Annotated in this window: 18 protein-coding genes; 9 read left to right on the top strand and 9 right to left on the bottom strand. The window is 63.9% G+C overall.

What is annotated here, in order from left to right; all coding sequences use genetic code 11:
- Positions 1 to 6: 6 nt before the first annotated feature.
- From SO140_RS05735 to SO140_RS05720, 4 genes are all read right to left on the bottom strand, one after another.
- Positions 7 to 735, bottom strand: coding sequence for an ABC transporter ATP-binding protein (locus SO140_RS05735; RefSeq protein WP_449378893.1), 729 nt, complete (start codon positions 733 to 735; stop codon positions 7 to 9).
- Positions 728 to 2,413 (bottom strand): branched-chain amino acid ABC transporter ATP-binding protein/permease, encoded by a 1,686-nt coding sequence (locus SO140_RS05730; protein WP_449378892.1) that lies wholly within the window; start codon positions 2,411 to 2,413, stop codon positions 728 to 730. The genes SO140_RS05735 and SO140_RS05730 overlap by 8 nt, the downstream gene beginning before the upstream one ends.
- The gene (locus SO140_RS05725; protein WP_449378891.1) at positions 2,410 to 3,285 is read right to left on the bottom strand and encodes a branched-chain amino acid ABC transporter permease; all 876 of its coding nucleotides are present in this window, start codon (positions 3,283 to 3,285) and stop codon (positions 2,410 to 2,412) included. Before SO140_RS05725 ends, SO140_RS05730 begins: the two co-directional genes overlap by 4 nt.
- Before the next feature lie 66 nt (positions 3,286 to 3,351).
- Positions 3,352 to 4,572 carry an amino acid ABC transporter substrate-binding protein gene (locus SO140_RS05720; RefSeq protein WP_449378890.1) on the bottom strand — a complete coding sequence of 407 codons (1,221 nt, stop codon included), beginning with the start codon at positions 4,570 to 4,572 and terminating at the stop codon, positions 3,352 to 3,354.
- Between the two features lie 406 nt (positions 4,573 to 4,978).
- Between SO140_RS05720 and SO140_RS05715 the strand changes: the two genes are divergently transcribed.
- On the top strand, positions 4,979 to 5,707 hold the full coding sequence (locus SO140_RS05715; RefSeq protein WP_449378889.1) for a helix-turn-helix domain-containing protein: 729 nt from the start codon (positions 4,979 to 4,981) through the stop codon (positions 5,705 to 5,707).
- Positions 5,708 to 5,728: 21 nt separating this feature from the next.
- Here the strand turns inward: SO140_RS05715 and SO140_RS05710 are convergent, their stop codons facing one another.
- Positions 5,729 to 6,289 carry a DUF2478 domain-containing protein gene (locus SO140_RS05710; RefSeq protein WP_449378888.1) on the bottom strand — a complete coding sequence of 187 codons (561 nt, stop codon included), beginning with the start codon at positions 6,287 to 6,289 and terminating at the stop codon, positions 5,729 to 5,731.
- Between the two features lie 64 nt (positions 6,290 to 6,353).
- On the bottom strand, positions 6,354 to 7,763 hold the full coding sequence (locus SO140_RS05705) for an aldehyde dehydrogenase family protein (RefSeq protein ID WP_449378887.1): 1,410 nt from the start codon (positions 7,761 to 7,763) through the stop codon (positions 6,354 to 6,356).
- Between the two features lie 181 nt (positions 7,764 to 7,944).
- Here SO140_RS05705 and SO140_RS05700 point away from each other — a divergent pair, with 181 nt between their 5' ends.
- Positions 7,945 to 8,322: a hypothetical protein gene (locus SO140_RS05700; protein WP_449378886.1), complete on the top strand. Its 378-nt coding sequence runs from the start codon at positions 7,945 to 7,947 to the stop codon at positions 8,320 to 8,322.
- A gap of 296 nt (positions 8,323 to 8,618) precedes the next feature.
- Complete coding sequence (locus SO140_RS05695; protein ID WP_449378885.1) at positions 8,619 to 10,526, top strand: AI-2E family transporter; 1,908 nt, start codon at positions 8,619 to 8,621, stop codon at positions 10,524 to 10,526.
- Between the two features lie 582 nt (positions 10,527 to 11,108).
- Here the strand turns inward: SO140_RS05695 and SO140_RS05690 are convergent.
- Entirely contained in the window at positions 11,109 to 11,483 is a 375-nt protein-coding gene (locus SO140_RS05690; RefSeq protein ID WP_449378884.1) for a winged helix-turn-helix domain-containing protein, read from the bottom strand.
- A 364-nt stretch (positions 11,484 to 11,847) separates the two neighbouring features.
- Here SO140_RS05690 and SO140_RS05685 point away from each other — a divergent pair, with 364 nt between their 5' ends.
- From SO140_RS05685 to SO140_RS05670, 4 genes are read left to right on the top strand one after another with little or no spacing between them, the layout of a single operon-like run.
- Entirely contained in the window at positions 11,848 to 12,321 is a 474-nt protein-coding gene (locus SO140_RS05685; protein WP_449378883.1) for a TerB family tellurite resistance protein, read from the top strand.
- A 2-nt stretch (positions 12,322 to 12,323) separates the two neighbouring features.
- Entirely contained in the window at positions 12,324 to 12,686 is a 363-nt protein-coding gene (locus SO140_RS05680; RefSeq protein WP_449378882.1) for a hypothetical protein, read from the top strand.
- Positions 12,683 to 13,327 (top strand): YjbE family putative metal transport protein, encoded by a 645-nt coding sequence (locus SO140_RS05675; RefSeq protein ID WP_449378881.1) that lies wholly within the window; start codon positions 12,683 to 12,685, stop codon positions 13,325 to 13,327. Before SO140_RS05680 ends, SO140_RS05675 begins: the two co-directional genes overlap by 4 nt.
- Positions 13,328 to 13,367: 40 nt before the next feature.
- Positions 13,368 to 13,964, top strand: coding sequence for a TIGR00645 family protein (locus tag SO140_RS05670; RefSeq protein ID WP_449378880.1), 597 nt, complete (start codon positions 13,368 to 13,370; stop codon positions 13,962 to 13,964).
- A 19-nt stretch (positions 13,965 to 13,983) separates the two neighbouring features.
- On the opposite strand, the gene SO140_RS05665 is transcribed toward SO140_RS05670, so the two are convergent.
- On the bottom strand, positions 13,984 to 14,931 hold the full coding sequence (locus SO140_RS05665; protein ID WP_449378879.1) for a helix-turn-helix domain-containing protein: 948 nt from the start codon (positions 14,929 to 14,931) through the stop codon (positions 13,984 to 13,986).
- A gap of 399 nt (positions 14,932 to 15,330) precedes the next feature.
- On the opposite strand from SO140_RS05665, the gene SO140_RS05660 reads away from it, so the two are divergent.
- Together SO140_RS05660 and SO140_RS05655 are read left to right on the top strand one after the other, a co-directional pair.
- Positions 15,331 to 16,332: an AraC family transcriptional regulator gene (locus SO140_RS05660; protein WP_449378878.1), complete on the top strand. Its 1,002-nt coding sequence runs from the start codon at positions 15,331 to 15,333 to the stop codon at positions 16,330 to 16,332.
- A gap of 190 nt (positions 16,333 to 16,522) precedes the next feature.
- Positions 16,523 to 16,786: a hypothetical protein gene (locus SO140_RS05655; protein WP_449378877.1), complete on the top strand. Its 264-nt coding sequence runs from the start codon at positions 16,523 to 16,525 to the stop codon at positions 16,784 to 16,786.
- Between the two features lie 3 nt (positions 16,787 to 16,789).
- On the opposite strand, the gene SO140_RS05650 is transcribed toward SO140_RS05655, so the two are convergent.
- The gene (locus SO140_RS05650; RefSeq protein ID WP_449378904.1) at positions 16,790 to 17,686 is read right to left on the bottom strand and encodes an alpha/beta hydrolase family protein; all 897 of its coding nucleotides are present in this window, start codon (positions 17,684 to 17,686) and stop codon (positions 16,790 to 16,792) included.
- Positions 17,687 to 17,790 lie beyond the last annotated feature (104 nt).

Genomic DNA, 17,790 nt, shown 5'->3' with positions numbered 1-17,790 from the left:
GGGGGATTAGGCAGTTGCAGGTGCGCGCCCCTTGCCGAGATAGGCACGCTGGACGTCGGGGTTGTTCTTCATCTCGCCGGCCACTCCGGAGCCTGCGTTGCGGCCCTGTTCGATCAGATAGACGCGGTCGGCGATGTCGAGACTGGCGCGCGCGTTCTGCTCCACGAGCAGCACGCTGACGCCGCTGTCGCGGATCTGCGCCAGCGCGCGAAACACCTCGCGGCTGAGCAAGGGCGAGAGGCCGAGCGATGGCTCGTCGAGCAGCAGGAGAAGTGGATTGGACATCAGGGCGCGCCCGATCGCGACCATCTGCTGCTCGCCGCCGCTCATGGTCCGTACCGTCTGCGCCATCCGCTCGGTCAGGCGGGGAAACAGTGCCAGGATCTTCGCGAGCCTTTCCGCTTCTCCGGCGCGGGCGCGGGCGGGGTAGGCGCCGAGCTGGAGGTTCTCTGCAACCGTCAGGTCGCCGAACACGCCGCGCCCTTCCGGCACGAGCGCGATCCCGCGTTCGACGATCAGATGGACCGGAAGCGCGATGAGGTCCGCGCCGTCGAAGCGTATGCTTGCGCCGGGAGCGGGATCGATGAGGCCGGCGATGCTCTTGAGGAGCGTCGACTTGCCCGCGCCGTTTGCGCCAAGGATCGCGACGATCTCACCGCGGGCAATATCGAGCGTCACGTCGGCGAGTGCCTGATGCTTGCCGTAGAAGTGGGAGAGCGCGGCGACTTCAAGCATCAGCGTCTCCCAGATAGGCGGCCACGACCGTCGGGTCGGACAAGACCGTGTCAGGGACACCGTGCGCGATCACGCTGCCCGCATTCATCACGATGCAATGCCCGCACAGCGCGCGGATCGCATCCATGACATGCTCGACCATGATGATGGTCATGCCGCGGTCGCGCAGCCTGGCGATCAAGGCGATCCCGGTCTCGAGCTCGCTCGGATTGAGGCCGGCGAGCCATTCGTCGAGCAGCACAAGTTGCGGCGCAAGCGCGAGCGCGCGCGCAAGCTCCAGGCGCTTCTGGTCGATATAGGTCAGCTCGCCGGCGGGGGTATCAAGCATGGTGCCGAGGCCGACGAGATCGAGCAGCTCGCCGCTGGTTTCCCCGCCGCGGTTCGGTGCTGCCGATCCTCCGCTGAAATAGGCTGCGGCGGCAACGTTCTCTGCGACGGTCAGGTCCGACATCACGCGCACGAGCTGGAAGGTGCGGGCAAGCCCGAGCCGGGCGATCCGGTGCGGTCGAAGCCCGCCGATATCAGCGCCGTTGAACCGGATCGCGCCCGACGACGGCACCAGCGCGCCGGAGAGCATGTTCAGGAGAGTCGTCTTGCCCGAGCCGTTGGGACCGATGATCCCGATGATCTGTCCGCGTGCGACCTCGAAGCTGACCCGATCGACCGCGCGCAGGCCGCCGAACGACTTGCCGACGCCGTCGACCAGAAGCAGCGGTCCGCTTTGCTCGCTGCCTCCCGCAGGTATGGCACTGTCCGCCAGTTCATTTCGCCGCCGCGGCTCGATCAGCCCGATCACACCCTTCGGCAGCAGCAGGACGATGATCACGAAGATCGCGCCGAGCACGATGCTGAAGTGGTTCGGCAGCGTCGCCGTGAGGACTTCGAACAGAAGGACGAGGGGAATGACACCAAGCACTGGGCCAAATAGCGAGCCGGCGCCGCCCAAGAGCGCCATGATGACGACCTGGAACGAGATCATCGGATTGAAGGCGATCGACGGATCGATATAGGTCCAGCGCGGCGCCATCACTGCGCCGGTTACCGACATGAAGACGGCGCTCAGCATAAACACCGCGAGCTTGATGCGGGTGGCGTCGATCCCGGAATGACTGGCGGCGGTTTCGTCGGCACCGATCGCGCGCAGCGCAAGGCCGTAGCGGGAGCGGCCGAGAAAAAAACCGGTCAGGAAGACGATGGCGGCGAGGCCGAGAAGCTGCCAGTAGAGAACGTCCTGGGTCACGGCGCTGAAGAGGTAGCGGCCGACCGATCTATGTACGTTGACTTCGTACCAGATCACGAGCTGCCGGATGAGCTCCGCGAGTCCGAAGGAAAAGATCACGAAGTAGATGCCGGACAATCGCAGCGTGGAGAGACCGGTGATGGCGGCAACGAGCGCGCCGAGCGCTGCCGCCGCCAGCAACACGGCCGGCCAGGGCCAGGTCTCGCCCAGCACCGCCGCGGTGTAGGCGCCGATGCCGAAGAAAGCGACGGTCGCAAGCGAGATGTATCTGGTCGGGCCTGAGAACATCGCCCAGGCGGTCGCAAGGATCGTGAAATAGAGGATGCTGATGCCGAGCGCGAGATAGTAGCCGTTGGCGTAGAGCGGGTAGACGACGATGGCCGTGGCGAGAGCGATGCCTGCGCACCATGCCAGCGTTTTGGTGGGGCTTGCGATCACGAGGTGGCCCTTCCGAACAGGCCGGTCGGTCGGATGAGCAGAACCGCGAGAAACAGCGCATAGGTGGCGGCAAGCGTCAGGCCGGGGTCGAGCAGACGTGCGACTGCGGTTTCGACGACGCCGAGCATCAGCCCAGCCACGAGCGCGCCCATCACGTTGCCGACGCCACCCATGATTACGACGACGAGCGCCTTCATGGTGAAGACCACGCCCATCGAGGCATTGAAGGTGAGGAACATGCTGACCAGCACGCCGCCGACCGCCACCAGGCCGCCACCGAAGGCAAAGGCAAGGCCCGACAGCGCCGGCACGTCGATGCCGACCAGCCGCGCTGCGTTGCCGTCGACTGCGATGGCGCGTACGGCGGTGCCGACGCGTGTGCGCGTCAGCGCCAGATAGACGGCGATGCCAATCACGGCGGCAAACAGCAGCGCGACGAGCCTGTTGACGGCAAGCGTCGTGCCGAGCACGACGACCGGAATGGAGAGATAGCTGTAGCTGTAATACTGGCCGCCGAATGCGACGAGCATGATGCCCTGGATGGCGAACAGCACGCCGAACGTCACAAGGATGCTATCGACCTCCTGCGCGCCTCTGTCCTTGCCGCGTCGCATCAGCTTTTCGAGCAGGAAGCGGTAGAGCAGCCAGTTCAACGCCATCGCGCAGGGCACGGCGAGCAGCAGCGCCGCCAGCGGGCTCAATCCGAGACCGGTGTAGAGAGACAGCGCACCGAACGCGGCCGCGATGAGCGACTCGCCATAGGAGAGATTCATGACGCGCGCCACACCGTATTGCAGCGTCAGGCCCAGTGCGATGAGGGCATACATGCCCCCAAGCACAAGGCCGGGCAGGACGATATCGAACAGCAGCATGAAGTGGTGTCCTGTTGGCGCTCCGGCGGGCGGGTCTCACGGCGAGACCTGCCTGCCGGGTTGGCGTCACTGCCACTGCGGCTTCGGCACCACGGGTGCGCGCGCGCCCGGCAGCGAGGTTGGTGCAAGCCCGTAGAATTCGCCGTTCTGCCACTGACCGACGCTCCAGACTTCCTGAAGCAGTCCATCCTTCAGCTTGACCTTACCGATGATGGTGTCGAACGTGCCGGAGCGGATTTCCGCCGCGACCGCGGCCCGATCCACCTTGCCGAGCTTTTCGATCGCCTGCTGGAGCACTTGGAGGCTTGCATAGGTAATCGGGCTGGCCCAGCGATCCGGCTCCTTTCCAGTGGCCGTCTTGTGGCGCGCGAGATAGTCCTTCAGTTGTGGCGAGTCCGCGTTCCAGCCGCCGATCCCCATCACGCCGTCGCTGTTGGCGGCAAACTTGCCCTTGTAAAGCGGAAAGGCGGTGCCGACGCCAACATAGAAGATCTTTGGGTTGAACTTCAGCAGTTGCGCCTGCTCGGTCAGCGCGATGGTATCGGGAGGATAGCTGAAGGCGATGAACGCATCGGGCTTGGCCGCGATCGCGTCATTGAGCAGTGGCTGGAGATCTTGCGACCCCAGCGGATAGGTCTTGTCGTAAGCGAGCGTGAAGCCGTGCTTCTTGAAGGCCTCCCGGCCGGCGGCGGCAAGCTCGATGCCGAACTGATCAGCGACGCTGACCATCGCGACATTCCCGCCGATCTTGCCTTCACTCTTCAGCTTGCCCAGCAATTCGGCAAGCGCCTCCGAGATCTGCGCGGACGTGCCGAGCCAGAAGGTCGCGTTCGACCAGCGCTTGGCGAGCTCCGGCGCCTTGTCGGTGACCGAGGTGACGGCGAGGTGAGGGTAACCGAGCCTGTTCAGGGTCGGGCCGACCGCGAGATTGAGGCCCGTTCCCCAGGGCGGCAGAATGAAGTCGACCTTGTCCTGATTGGCGAGGCGCTCGATCGCCTTCACCGCTTCCTCCGAGCTCGAGCGATCGTCGTATTCGACGACCTCGACGGGCAGTCGCTTGTCGCCAAGCTTGATGCCGCCGGCCGCGTTCACGTCCTTCACCCACAATTCGTAGTTGGGCAGCGTGGTGATGCTCGCGCCGCCGGCATAGGGGCCGGTCTTGGAAATCGCGTAGCCGATGCGGATTTTGTCTTGCGCCTCGGCGGCGGACGTCAAGGTCCAGAGCGCTGCGGCCATCGCGGTCAGGCTGGTGATGCGCAGCATCGTTCGACGGTTCGTTAAGAACATGTCGAGTCTCCCTCCATGTTTCTCCCATGCGATCGCTCGCAGGGATGAATGTGCGTCGTTTCCTCTCCATCCCGGATTTTCTGCTCGGCAGCTTCTGGAGGTGCCGTGGCCGGGACTTGACCCAGCAAGCACCTTCGGCTTTTGTCCTTCAATGGACAGATCCGGCGAAAGATTGCACGTTTCTGGTCACGCCGGCCAAGTGCGTCGAGCTGTCGCGGACGCCGTGCGCGTTCCCATTGTCGCCCCGCCCAGTGGACCAGCTGCGATCGGCGCCGAGGTCATCGTGTCGCACTATGAGCCGCGGCGCTGGTCGCTCGATTCCAGGGCGGCGCGGCCCTTCATTCACCTGCTCTGTTTGCACGGCGGTGGCGTCGCGGACCTCCGTCGCGAGGGTGAGAGAATCGCATTGCCCGGCCCCGCCATCGCCTGGCTGCCGGCGGGATGCGCCAACTATCTGGACGTGGCGGCGGGCACGACCGCAGAGCTGCTCCGTCTGAAATCGGGCGCGTGGCATCGCTACCTTCCGCCGTCGGCCGAGGCGGCCTATCTGGCTCTCGATCGCGCCGACGGGATCATGGCGCTTCCGGTCGATCCCGGCCTCGTCACCACCGTGTCGCGCTCGATTGCCGCGATTGCGACCGAGATCGCGACACCGGCGCGTAGCGGCGCCGCGTCGATCATGTCCGCCGAACTGACGCTGATTGCATTGCGCTTCTGGCGTCTTTTTGCCAGCGACAGTGATCTGGAAGAGGAAGGCAGCAGCGCGGAGATCCTGAGCCGCTTCCGCAGTCTGCTCGAGGAGCGATACCATCAGCAACTCCGGGTCGCCGATTACGCCAGCCTGCTCGGCGTGACGCCGGACCGCCTGCATGCCCTGTGCAGCCGGGAGCTGAAACGGTCACCGAGCGCCCTGATCCAGCAGCGTGTCGTCAGGGAAGCGGCCACACGATTGGAAGCGAGCGCCGCGACCGTGAAACAGATCGCGTTCGCGCTCGGTTTCAAGGACACGGCCTATTTCAGCCGCTTCTTCAGCAAGCACGCCGGCGAAGCCCCCGGTACCTGGCGGCGGCGCGCCGGCGCCCGTGGCGCGATGGGACGGTCGAAGCCGACGCTGAATTTCGCCGACTGGCCGTGAGGACGGCAAGGCGCAGATCGTTTACTTCAGAACTTCGCAAACCGTGAGATGCTGATCGGGGATCAGGTCCGCACCACGCGCCGAGACGGCTCGCCACCACGCATCGAGCGCCTGGTGGTCGCAGCTGAGCTTGACGCTCATCCCTCCGGCGAACTTGATCCAGTCGGCGAAGTGATCGCGCGCCACCGCGATCACCACGGGGATATCGGCATCGAGCGCCTGCTCGATCAGATAGGCCAGCCCCTTGCCATTGCGCTCCCGTTTGCCGAAGCGGTTGATGATCACGAGGTCGGCGCCATTCTCCAACGCCTCGGCGATCCGTTCGCCGGCATTCTGGAGCCGCGCGAGATCGAGCCGGCAACCGCTCGCGGCGGGATCGAGGTCCTGCGCCAGGAGTAGTTTCTCGCCGCTGTGGAGAATCAGCGCCGACAGGCTGGCGTCGGCGCAATGGCCTGCTTGCACCATGCCTACGACGCGGATGCCGCGTGCATTCAGGTCGGCCGCGAAGCCGCGCAAGATGGTGTCGGGATCCTGATTTGGCGCATAGACCAGGGCGGCAAGATCGCATTGTGCATCGAACATCGTCCGCCTCCGCTTTCCCGAGAATGAGCGGGGCCGCGGCGTGCGCCGCGACCCCGCGTGTTGGTCAGGCCGCAGGCGGCCCGTTGATGATCTGAAGCTGGGTGAACTCGGCGAGGCCTTCCTCGGCGAACTCGGTGCCGATGCCCGATTGCTTGGCGCCGCCGAACGGGATGTGCGGGGCCATGTCGAGATGCTTGTTGATCCACACCGTGCCGGACTCGAGCTGGCTCGCGACCTCGTGGGCGCGCTTGACATCGGACGACCATACCGAGGCGCCGAGACCGTAGGTCGTGGCATTGGCGCGACGGATCACGTCATCCTTGTCGGAATATTTGATCACCGGCAGCACGGGGCCGAATTGCTCCTCGTCGACCAGTTTCGAGCCCTCCTGGATGTCGCGCACGATGGTCGGCTCGATGAAATAGCCGGGACGGTCCATCGCCGCGCCGCCGGCAATGACGTTGCCGTTCTTGCGCGCGTCCTCGAGGAACGCCTTTACCTTCTCGTACTGCATCTTGTTCTGCAGCGGCCCGAGCTTGGTGCCTTGCTTCGATCCGTCATCGACCACGGTGCTCTTGGCGATCGCGACCAGCTCGTTGCAGAGCTCGTCATAGACGGACTCGTGAACGTACAGTCGCTTGATCGCAAGGCAAACCTGACCGGAATTCTGGAATGCACCTTCGAAGATTCCCGGCGCGACCTTCTTCGGATCGACGTCGTCGAGCACGATGCCGGCATCGTTGCCGCCGAGTTCGAGCGTAATACGCTTGAGCGTCTGCGCTGCGCTTGCCATCACCTTCTGGCCGGTCGCCGAGGAGCCGGTGAAGGAGATCTTGCGGATGTCTGGATGCTTGGTCATCTCGCCGCCGAGATCGTTGGCGTCGGTGATGATGTTGAGCACACCTTTCGGCAGTACGTCCTTGACGAGCTCGGCAAAGCGCAGCGTTGCGAGCGGCGTGGTCGGCGCGGGCTTGACCACCAGCGTATTGCCGGCGAGCAGCGCTGACGGCAGCTTGAAGCTGAGGATCAGCAGCGGATAGTTCCAGGGAATGATAGCGCCGACAACGCCGAGCGGCCGGCGATACGCTTCGACCTTGCGGTCGCCGGAATTCTCGATCACCCGCATCGACAGTTCGAGCGAGCCGAGATAGCGGAAGAAGGCTGCCATTCCGAGGACTTCGCCGGTGGCATCCGTGAGCGGCTTGCCCTGTTCGGAGGTGAGCAGGCGCGCGAGCTCACCGGAATTGGCCTCGATCACGTCGGCCATCTTGATCACGAGCTTGCGTCGCTCCTCGATCGGCGTCGCAGCCCAGGCCGGGAAGGCGGCTTTCGCCGCGGCCACGGCGGCGTCGAGCTGGCTCTTCGAGGCGCGCGGGCACTGCGCCAGCACGTCCTCGGTCGCGGGATTGAGCACGGGCATGGTCAGGTCGCCGGGCACCATCTTGCCGTCGATGAGAAGATTGTAGTCGCTCATTGGCTTGTTCGCTCCCTGTCAAAACGGGCCGTTATCGGCCTCGCTATATCCCATTATATATCACGATGGCCGAGTTTTCGCCAATCACCCGATTGGGAAAAGCGATCAAAACCGGGCTAGACGTCGGGTAGAGCAACGATATATCGTGTTGAATATAACGACAAGTGCCTCGGAGCCTGTGATGGAAATTAGCGTCAAGTCGCTCACGACCTGCGAGGTCGCCGCCGATGGGGGCGCCATCTCGCTGCGTTTTGAGGATGCATCGGGAAATTCGGGCGCGGTTCACGTCTCCCTCAATCAGGTCGGCGCCCTGATCATGACGCTGCCGGGCCTGCTCGAAGCCGCGCTGAAAGCCCGCTATGGCGACCAGAGCCTGCGCTACGCCTATCCGCTGGCGTCCTGGGTGGTCGAGCAATCGACGGACGTGACCCAGCGCATCATCACGCTGGAAACGGAAGATGGCTTCAAGGTTCGCTTCTCGATTCCGAAGGCGGAGCAGAGCCTCCTGAGCGAGGCGCTGGTCCAGCCGGCACCGGAGATGACGGTGCGGCCGAACTAGGCCGTGTGCGCATAGACCCTGCGCCGCAGATCCATCAATCCGTCGAGATCGACGTGCTCACGCGTGAGCCGAGCAGCAGGGATTCGCTGAGATGGCGGGCACCCTCTTACTTTGTTCTTACCCGAGGTGGAAAAGAGGCGTAGAATTATGGGGCGCCAAAAGGGTAGCGCACGACCGGCAATCGTCCATTCGCATTGCAGAACCCAACTCCAGCTGGAGCGGCACTGGGTTTGGGTTCGTGAGGTTTCATCGAAGCCGCAGCGACCGTCGCTCGGCTAAGAGCGAGGGCCACGCAGTTGCAGGAGAAGCCCAAGCAAATAACGCAGCGGCGGGGAAGTGCGCTGACAAATATGGCCGTTGCAGCACTGATTATTGCTGCGCTCTATTTTGGCCGGGAAGTTTTCGTTCCGGTCGCTCTGGCCGTTCTCTTGAGCTTCGTTCTCGCGCCCTTCGTCATCCGTCTATATTCATGGCGAGTTCCGCGCACGGCTTCTGTACTCATAGTCGTCTTCTTCGGATTTGCGATCATATTCAGTTTAGGCGGGCTTATGGTCTCGCAGGCAACGCGCCTGGCCGCCAGGCTGCCCGGATATCAGCAAACTCTGAGTGACAAGATCGAGAGCCTTCGCGGGTTGATGGGTGGTTCCGGAACGTTGGAACAGGCCTCCACCGTTCTCAAGGAACTGGGGACAGAGTTGCAACGTGGTGATGCGACCACTGGCAGGCCGGACAATGGGCTCGCGAGACAAGCAACAGACAGAACGCTTCCGATACCCGTTGAAGTCAAGCAGCCCGACCCAGGTGCTCTCACAACGCTCGCCAAAATTATCGAGCCTTTGCTTTCGCCGCTCACGACGACGGGAATCGTCGTCATTTTCGTGACCTTCATCCTGCTGCAACGCGAGGATCTGAGGAATCGCCTGGTCCGTCTTGCCGGCTCGGGCGACATTCAGCGCACGACGGCAGCCCTTGATGACGCGGGCAAGCGCCTGAGCAAACTCTTCCTGACCCAGATTATCTTCAACGCAGTGTTCGGTCTGGCAATCGGCTTAGGTCTCGAATTGATTGGCGTGCCCTCCGCTCCGTTGTGGGGCCTGTTAGCGATGATCCTGCGGTTCGTTCCCTACATTGGTGCGCTGATCTCAGCCATTTTTCCGCTCATTCTCGCTGCTGCCGTTGGTTCGGGCTGGCAAATGTTGGTGCTGACAGCTCTATTGTTTGTGATCCTGGAACTGCTCGCAGGACAGGTCCTCGAACCATTGATCTATGGCCATAGTTCCGGCCTGTCTCCTGTCGCAATCATCCTGTCTGCGTCATTCTGGACGTGGCTTTGGGGCCCAGTCGGACTGGTCATGGCGACGCCTCTGACGATCTGTCTCGTTGTCGCGGGACGACATGTCGAGCGGCTCAAATTCCTCGAGATCATGTTGGGCGACCGACCTCCTCTGAGCCCGCCTCAGCTGGCCTATCAACGGATGCTGGCGGGGGATCCCCTTGAAGCGGCGGAACAAGCGCATGAGTTCCTCAAACGGGCGTCGCTTGAGGAATACTGTGACACGATCCTGCTTGAGGGATTGAGGCTCGCAGAAGCCGACCGCCGATTAGGCCATCTCGACGAAGAACGGTTAAATCGTATTGCTTCAACAGTCGACGAACTGGTGGCCGACCTGGAAGCGCACCACGATTTGGACTCGCCGGCTCAGGACATGAGCTCGAGCCCCGGTGCCGCGATCGCGATCGAGCAAGCAAGGACGCAACGCAAGTTGATTGAGGAGGAAAACAGATCGCCGCGTTCGGTGCTCTGCATTCCAGGCTCCGGAAAGCTCGACGAAGCGACGGCGCTGGTGTTGTCCTATTTGCTGCGGCACCGTGGTATCGAGGCGATGGCGGAAGAGGCGGACGCGCTATCAACGGCGAAATTCTTTTCGCTCGATATGGCGGACACCTCGCTTGCTTGCCTCTGCTACGTCGGCCAGCCGTCCACCGCCAAGATTCAAGATGTCGTTCGCAGGCTCAACAAGAAGAACGCCGACGCCCGCATTCTGCTCGCCCTGTTTGGAACCGGTGCAGCCGCGCCGACGGTGGGTGCAGTCGGCGCGACGGTTTGTGCAGGGTCATTTGGCGTCACGTTGGAAGCAATAGCTCAAGGGGCCGTCAAGCAGGACGGTCTTATGGCCGTTGGCAAAGATATTACTGCTACCTAATTCAAGTCCGCCCCAGCAGGGGAAGGGCTCAGTGTAAGCAATCCCACTATGCCCCCCGCGTCCGTACTTCGACGAGGCAGCGGCCGTAGTCGTCGTAGGATGGCCATGCCGCGAGAGGCCCAGCACCCTTGATGCCGCCGATGTGACTATTCGTGAAGTCGCTATTTGTTGGGACGGTGCGACGCGAGCCTTACCTAAGCAGCCATGGCGGTCGTTTGGAGAAAAAGCGATGCGTTCTATCTTGGCCTTGAGCCTTTTGATCATCCTGTGTGGTTCTGCGAGCGCGGCTACGGTACATCGCGCGCACCAGCGGCACGCTATTGCTCGTCCCGATCAGGGCACGATCGCCTCGGATCCCGCTTCGGGCTTTGCCTACGCGCCAGATGCGCCGCCGATCCACTACCGGGCGGCGCCGTACAATGATTACGATGGACCGTATCCGGGAGCTTCCCAGGGTTACGCGCCTGGCGAACGCGAACAATTTCTCGACAGTGTGAGACGGGGTGGCTAGGCCGCCCGCATTTCCGGCAGAAGCGGACATCTAAGCCTTCCTGAGTGCACCTCCAAAGCCGTTCGGACCGCTCACGCCTTCCGTGAGCGCTTGATGTCCGTCTTCAGCGCCATCAGCTCCTTGCGCACGGCGCGCGCTGCGTCGCGCTCGATCTTGCGGTAGCGCGCGACGAGCGCGGCGCCGAACGGGGTCAGCATCGCGCCGCCGCCGTTCTTGCCGCCGGTCTGGGGCTCGACCGCGGCGTGTCCGCAGATGCGGTTGATCTCATCGACGAGATCCCAGGCGCGCTTGTAGGACATGTCCATGGCACGGCCCGCGGCCGAGATCGAGCCGTGCTCCCTTATGTTCTCAAGGAGCTGGATCTTGCCGGGCCCGATCCGGTCCTCGGCATCCAGATCGATCCGGACGCTCAATTGGGGAAGCGATTTTGCGCCTGCGCGCGACATGACTGGCTCTCTTCGGTCTCAGTTTGCGAGATTGCCACCGGGCAGGCCACCGAACAAGGTAAACGGGCGGGATATCCCTTGATGGCGATTTTATGAACGGCACGTTGCGTTCCCGCGGCTGCTGGTCGCAGCTCGGCCGGCTTGATTTGGCAGGGACGAACTTTATCTCTCGCTTCAACAGAATCCGGGCCCCTCTGACGAGGCCGCCGATCCCCTCGGCCAACCTCGTGATGTCGGATGACCTGTCCCGCGCGCGAATGCGCTTGGATTGGACGATCGTTGGGCCCAGCGCACCTGCTCTCATCGACCAGCCATCCTCGTCGCTTCCCGCGTGCGGTCACAACCGTAAGCTTGAGGAGCTATGATGCCTGACGCAGAACCTTTGAGCCCCATCCGGGGCGAGATCACCGAACCGTCCAGTCTGCACGAGCAGGCAGCCGCCGCGCTCGTGATTGCTGGCGCGCTGGTGGCCGTCGCCGACCGCCGTGTCGCTGCAGTCGAGCGCGAGGAGGTGACGCGCTTCATCCGGGAGCGCGGGCTCGCCCCGCACATCTCCGAAGCACGGCTGGCCGCGATGTTCGACGAGCTTGCCGAGCGGCTCGAGCAGCCAGATTTTGCCAATGTCGTCATCGACACGCTGCGCCCGGTCTCGGACCTGCCGCTGGCCGCGCATCTGGTCGACATCTCCGAGCGCGTCGCCGCGGCGGACGAGGATGTGCATCCTCATGAGGTGCAGGCGATCAAGCTGCTCCGCCTGCTCACGCTGGTGCTGCCGCGATCGAAGCCGGTCGCCCCGGTCGCAGCGCGCAGCGAGGGCCGCCCCGCATCCGGAGCGTGAGCATGAGCGCAGGCATCGACGATCACGCAAGATCGCGCCAGCGCGCCACCGGCGAGGCGGCCGGTGGCGATCCGCGCCTTGACGCGCTCATCAGTCGCCTGCCGCCGCGCGTGGCCGGCACCGTCACCTATCTGCTGCGACCTTCAAGCCGCTGGGTGAGGATGCCTGCCGGCGCGCTGCTCGTCGCCGGCGGCGTGCTGTCGTTCCTGCCGGTGCTCGGCATCTGGATGCTGCCGCTGGGCCTCGCACTGCTTGCCGAGGACGTGCCTGGCCTCCGCGCGCAGCGCTCGAAGGTCCTGGACTGGATCGAGCGCCGCAAGCCGCACTGGCTCGATGCCGCCTCGCGTCCGAATGATCGGACATGAGCGAATTCATCACCCCCGACGCGCTGACGGCACTGTTTCAAGTCGTGCTGATCGACCTCGTGCTCGCCGGCGACAATGCCGTTGTCATCGGGCTTGCCGCGGCGGGCCTGCCCGCCGGCCAGCGCCGCCGCGCCATCATCGTCGGCATCGCGGCTGCGACCGTGCTGCGCATCGTCTTCGCCGGCGTTGCAACGCAGCTTCTCCAGGTGCTCGGCCTGCTGCTGGCCGGCGGTGTGCTGCTGCTGTGGGTCTGCTGGAAGATGTGGCGCGAATTGCGCCAGCAGGCTGCAGGCCATGGCGAACTGGTCTTCGGCCACGCCGGAGCAGGCAGTTCGGCCGGCGCGCCGGCGCCGCGCAAGACGTTTCGGCAGGCCGCGATCCAGATCGTCGCCGCCGACGTCTCGATGTCGCTCGATAACGTGCTGGCTGTCGCGGGCGCCGCACGCGAGCATCCGTTCATCCTGGCCTTCGGCCTGTTGCTGTCGGTCGCGCTGATGGGCGTTGCCGCCGATCTGCTCGGCCGCGTGCTCCAGAAGCAGCGCTGGATCGCCTATGTCGGTCTCGCCATCATCGTCTATGTCGCCTTCGAGATGATCTGGCGCGGCTCGCTTGAGCTCGCGCCCGTCATCGCCAGCCTCTGATCCCAGCCTTTCTGACTTCGTCCGCATTCCGGAGTGATCCATGACGTCTGAATCCCAAGCACCTTCGAGCCGCGCTGCGTCCCCGCAGCTCGGCCTGGTCCCGCGCCTGATCTTCGGCTCGCGCTGGCTGCAATTGCCGCTCTATGTCGGCCTCATCGTCGCGCAGGCCGTCTATGTCCTGCTGTTCCTCAAGGAGCTCTGGCATCTCGCCGCGCACTGGTTCGACGTCAACGAGCAGCAGATCATGCTGACCGTGCTCGGGCTGATCGACGTCGTCATGATCTCCAATCTGCTCGTGATGGTAATCGTCGGCGGTTACGAGACTTTCGTCTCGCGTCTCAACCTGCGCGGCCACCCTGACGAGCCGGAATGGCTGAGCCACGTCAACGCCAGCGTGCTCAAGATCAAACTTGCGATGGCGATCGTCGGCATCTCCTCGATCTCGCTGCTCAGGACCTTCATCGAGGCGGGCAATCTCGGCACCGCGCGCAGCAATTTCACCGAGAGCGGCGTGATGTGGCAAGTCATCATCCACATCACCTTCATCGTCTCCGCGATCGGGATCGCCTGGGTCGATCGCCTGAGCGAGGCCGCACATCGCAGGGCGGCCGATCACGCGAAGGCTGTCGGCCATTGAGCCCGCGCTTTCGCCTTGCTCAGATGTGGCGCGCCCGCGCCAGCGTCTCCGAGGGCGTCTCGTCGAAGGCCGACTTGTAGCTTTTGGCGAAATCGCCCATGTGCCAGAAGCCATTGGCCAGCGCTGCGGCCTTGACGGTGAGACCTGTGCTTCCGCTCACGAGCTGCTTGCGGACGGTCCATAGCCGCTTCGCCCGCAGATAATGATGCAGGCTCATGCCGTGGACGGTTTGTGCGGCGGCCTGGAGCGTCCGCACGGAGACATTCAGGGCGGTTGCGAGATCGTCGCTGTAGAGCGGTACGCTCCCGAGCAGCATGACCTGCTCGTCGAGCTGCGCGATCAGCCGGCGATGCCTGTCGAACGATCCGGGGCGCGCGCGCGACGCGGCGTCGGCAACGAACGCGGCGTCGAGCGCGCCCAGCAGCGTTTCCTGGATCGGACGGTTGATGGCCTCGAATTGTCCGGGATCGTTGCAGCCCGACGCCAGGCAGAACATGTCGAGGATCGCAGCCCGCAAGCACTGCCTCGGCTCGTCGGCAAGCCGGTAGAACTCGAGCCCGGCGTTGAAATCGGCCCAACCGCGATGGCGCATGTCGGAGTTGAAGCGCAGCATCAGATAGGTGTTGGCGTAGCGCTCGATGGCGCGCATCGGGACCTTGCCGCGCACGAGGCCAATCATGGAGTTGTCGATCTCGCGGCCATTTACGACGGAATGCGCGGCGAGCGGTACGATGAGGCCGACGCCGCGATCGATGCCGATGTCCGCCTCCAGATGACGCGCGAAGGAGCGCTGCATGACCATGAGGCTGTCTGGGAGTGGCAGGCTGGCGCGGAACACCGAGAAGTGTCGCGGTTCGAGCGGAATGCTGGTGCCGCCGCCGAGCACCTCGGTGGGACGGAACTGATCGAAATCGGTGAAGTGCTCGATGATCAGGTTTCGCGACGGCTTCAGCCAACGGACGGGCATCTTCGTTTCTCAACTCGAGCGTCGTCCAAGAGCCGTGGTCCTCCTTGTCTCGGGCATCGGATGGGACCGGCGCGCGGATGAAGGCGATGGAACTCCCGCGCGCCGGATTGAGCAAAGCGCGTGACGCGGCAAGCGCTTCATGGATGGTTCAATGCGCTCGACCGTGCAGGGGCGAACGACTGAGCAGTCTTTTTGGTGTTTGAGGCAGCCGCTGAGGGCAGCTGCGGTTCGAGGCGTTTCCTCACAGGGGCGGCATTAAAATACCTTCCGGCAATGCCGTCCCATGAACCATAGATAACCGCCTGGAACTTAAGCCGATATGGCGAATGCGCGGCGGTTTGGTATTTTGCGCGGGATGAGCCTCGGTTTCGCGTCAAACCGAGGGCTTGGGATGTCGTCATGCCCAATCGACTGGACGACCTGTCCGCACGGGGATTTTCGAAGACACTGACGCTGGATGCAGCGAACGAGCTCGCCCACGCGATGTACGGCGGCGATGCCCGCGTCGAGCGGCTCGGGCAGACGCGGCGCGTAACGATCGATTTCAAGGCGATCCATTTCGGCGCGGCGCAACTGATGCGGGTCGATCTGGCCGGCTTGAGCGTCGAGCGCAGCACTGACGATTCCCTGCACGTCTCGATCCCCGTCACGGGCGGCTTCCGCCGCGGTCGCGGCGACAATCTGCAGGACTATCACCCGATGCGCCAGGCCAGCATCGGCCGGCCATTCGAGCGGTCGAAGCTCGAGGTCACGGACGCCTCCGTGCTGGTGTTCTATGTGCCTGGGAACGTCGCGGTCGAACGCGCCGAGCGGCTGACCGGCCGCACGCAGGATGCGGACGTGCTGTTGTCCGAGTTGAGCGAAGGTCTCGATCTCGGCGCGCCGGTCGCCGCTGCGCTCGCCCGGCACTTGAACGCAGCGATGGCCGAGATGACCAGCCTGAACGCTATCGGCATGGGGCCGCTGGCGGCGGCTGCGACCGAGGAGATGCTGGTCAATCTGGTGACGGCCGCAATGTTTCCACGCGTCGCGCAGGCGCTCTCCGTGAGCCATATCGACCGCAGCCCGGCCATCGTCCGCCGCGCGCGCGATTACATCAAGGCGCATGCTGACCAGCCGATCGAGATTTCGAAGCTCGCGGCCGGGCTCGGCGTCAGCCTGCGCTCGCTGCAGGAGAATTTTCAGCGCTATCTCGGCTATTCGCCGCGCGACTGGATACTGACATGCCGGCTTGAACGCGCGCGCGAGCGGCTGCTCGTTGATGATGGTCAGGGGTCAGTGACGACGGCGGCGCTCGATGCCGGGTTCAGCGATCTCGGACATTTTGCCGGAAAATATCGCGACAGGTTCGGTGAGCTGCCGTCGGAGACGTTGCGGCGCGTGAGAGGCGACGCAGTCTAGCGAAAACGTCTTCTTGCTCTCAGGGGACCAGCGAGGAGGCGTGCCGCGCGTTGCGCCGACGCTAACGCATTCGTTCAAATTGTCTGCAATTCGCCGACCCGCGAGCAACTCTCCCGACAAATGCCGCGCAGTCTTAAACCCGGCCTTTGGAACCCACCTGCATCCTCCCGGAAAAGGGTGGGGCCTCAACATGTCTGTTTTCAAGGAGATCGTCGCTGCGGTTGCGGGAGTGTGCGCACTCCTGTTCGTCTGCGACGCATTGTTCGGCATCAGCGAGACGCGTTTCGACGATGCCTATTACAGCCGCGACTTCTATGCGCCGCGGCCGAAAGAGTTTCGCTTCGCGAGCGACACGCCGCCGGCGGTCCGCGTTAGCGACGCCTTCGCGCAGTTCTCGCCGACCGAAGCAAAGCTGAACAAGCGCTACTCGTCGCTGACGACCGTCATTCGCTAGCCGTCACTCCCCCTGGATCCATTCGGCCATGCCGCGCCAGAGCGCGTCGCGGTGGGCGGGGCGGAAGAAGCCGAAATGGCCGATTGTCTTGACGCCAATGTCGGACGGCTTGACCGTGACCACCTCCGGCTTGATCGCGGTGAAGCCGGCGCAGAGCAGCTCGACTGCGGACCGCGTCGCCCAGGGATCGTCTGAAAAGGTGAGGGCGCGCAGCGCGCCCTTGTAGCTTGCGAAGTTTGCCAGCGCCGGCAACCTGGAATCAAAGAGGTGGCGCGGGCTGCTCACCCATTTGGTGCCTTGCAGGAACACGCCCTTGGGTAAATCTTCGCCGATGCCGAGCCAGCCCGGCGCGTAGCCGAGCAGATGAGCCACGGGCACGCCGATGAAATTCATGAACGCGAACACGCGGTAGTTTTCCGGTGGCGGGATCAGTTTCCACGTTGCGGCTTGCGACGCCACGAACAGCGCCCGGGAAATCTCGCCGTTGTTCGCGATCAGCCCGAGCGCCTGGCCGCCGAAGGAATGGCCGACATAGTTGAGGGGCAGTGTGTGATAGCGCTCGCGCATCCAGGCGACGGCGGCGGTGACGTCGAGCGCGGCCCAGTCGGACATCGAGGCCTTGAAGCCGACCAGCGATTTCGGCTGGTTGTGGCCGACCAGCGCCGGCAGGCGGGAGTCGCCGATGCCGCGATAGTCGTAGGTCAGGACCGCACAGCCGCGATGGGCGAGGTAGGAGGCAAAGCCGCGATAGATCTTTCGCGGGACACCGGTGGCAGAATTGATCAGGACGGCGTGACGCCTGGCGCCACGCGGCAGGAACAGGGTGCCGCCTAGCGAATACCCGTCGACGGCCGGGAAAGTGATGTCGTCGATAAAGACGTCGTCGAGTGCCGCGTCCATGAGCAGCGTACGCCCCAAAGTTTCTCCCGCAGTCCCCAGCAAATGTGAATTCGGCTTTGCCCGCAAGGGCTTGCATGCGTAAATGGATTTACAACTGGCGAGGC

This window comes from Bradyrhizobium sp. UFLA05-108, assembly GCF_059803455.1.
Note: the sequence above shows the minus strand (reverse complement) of the source record. Positions and strands in the feature narration are given on the sequence as shown.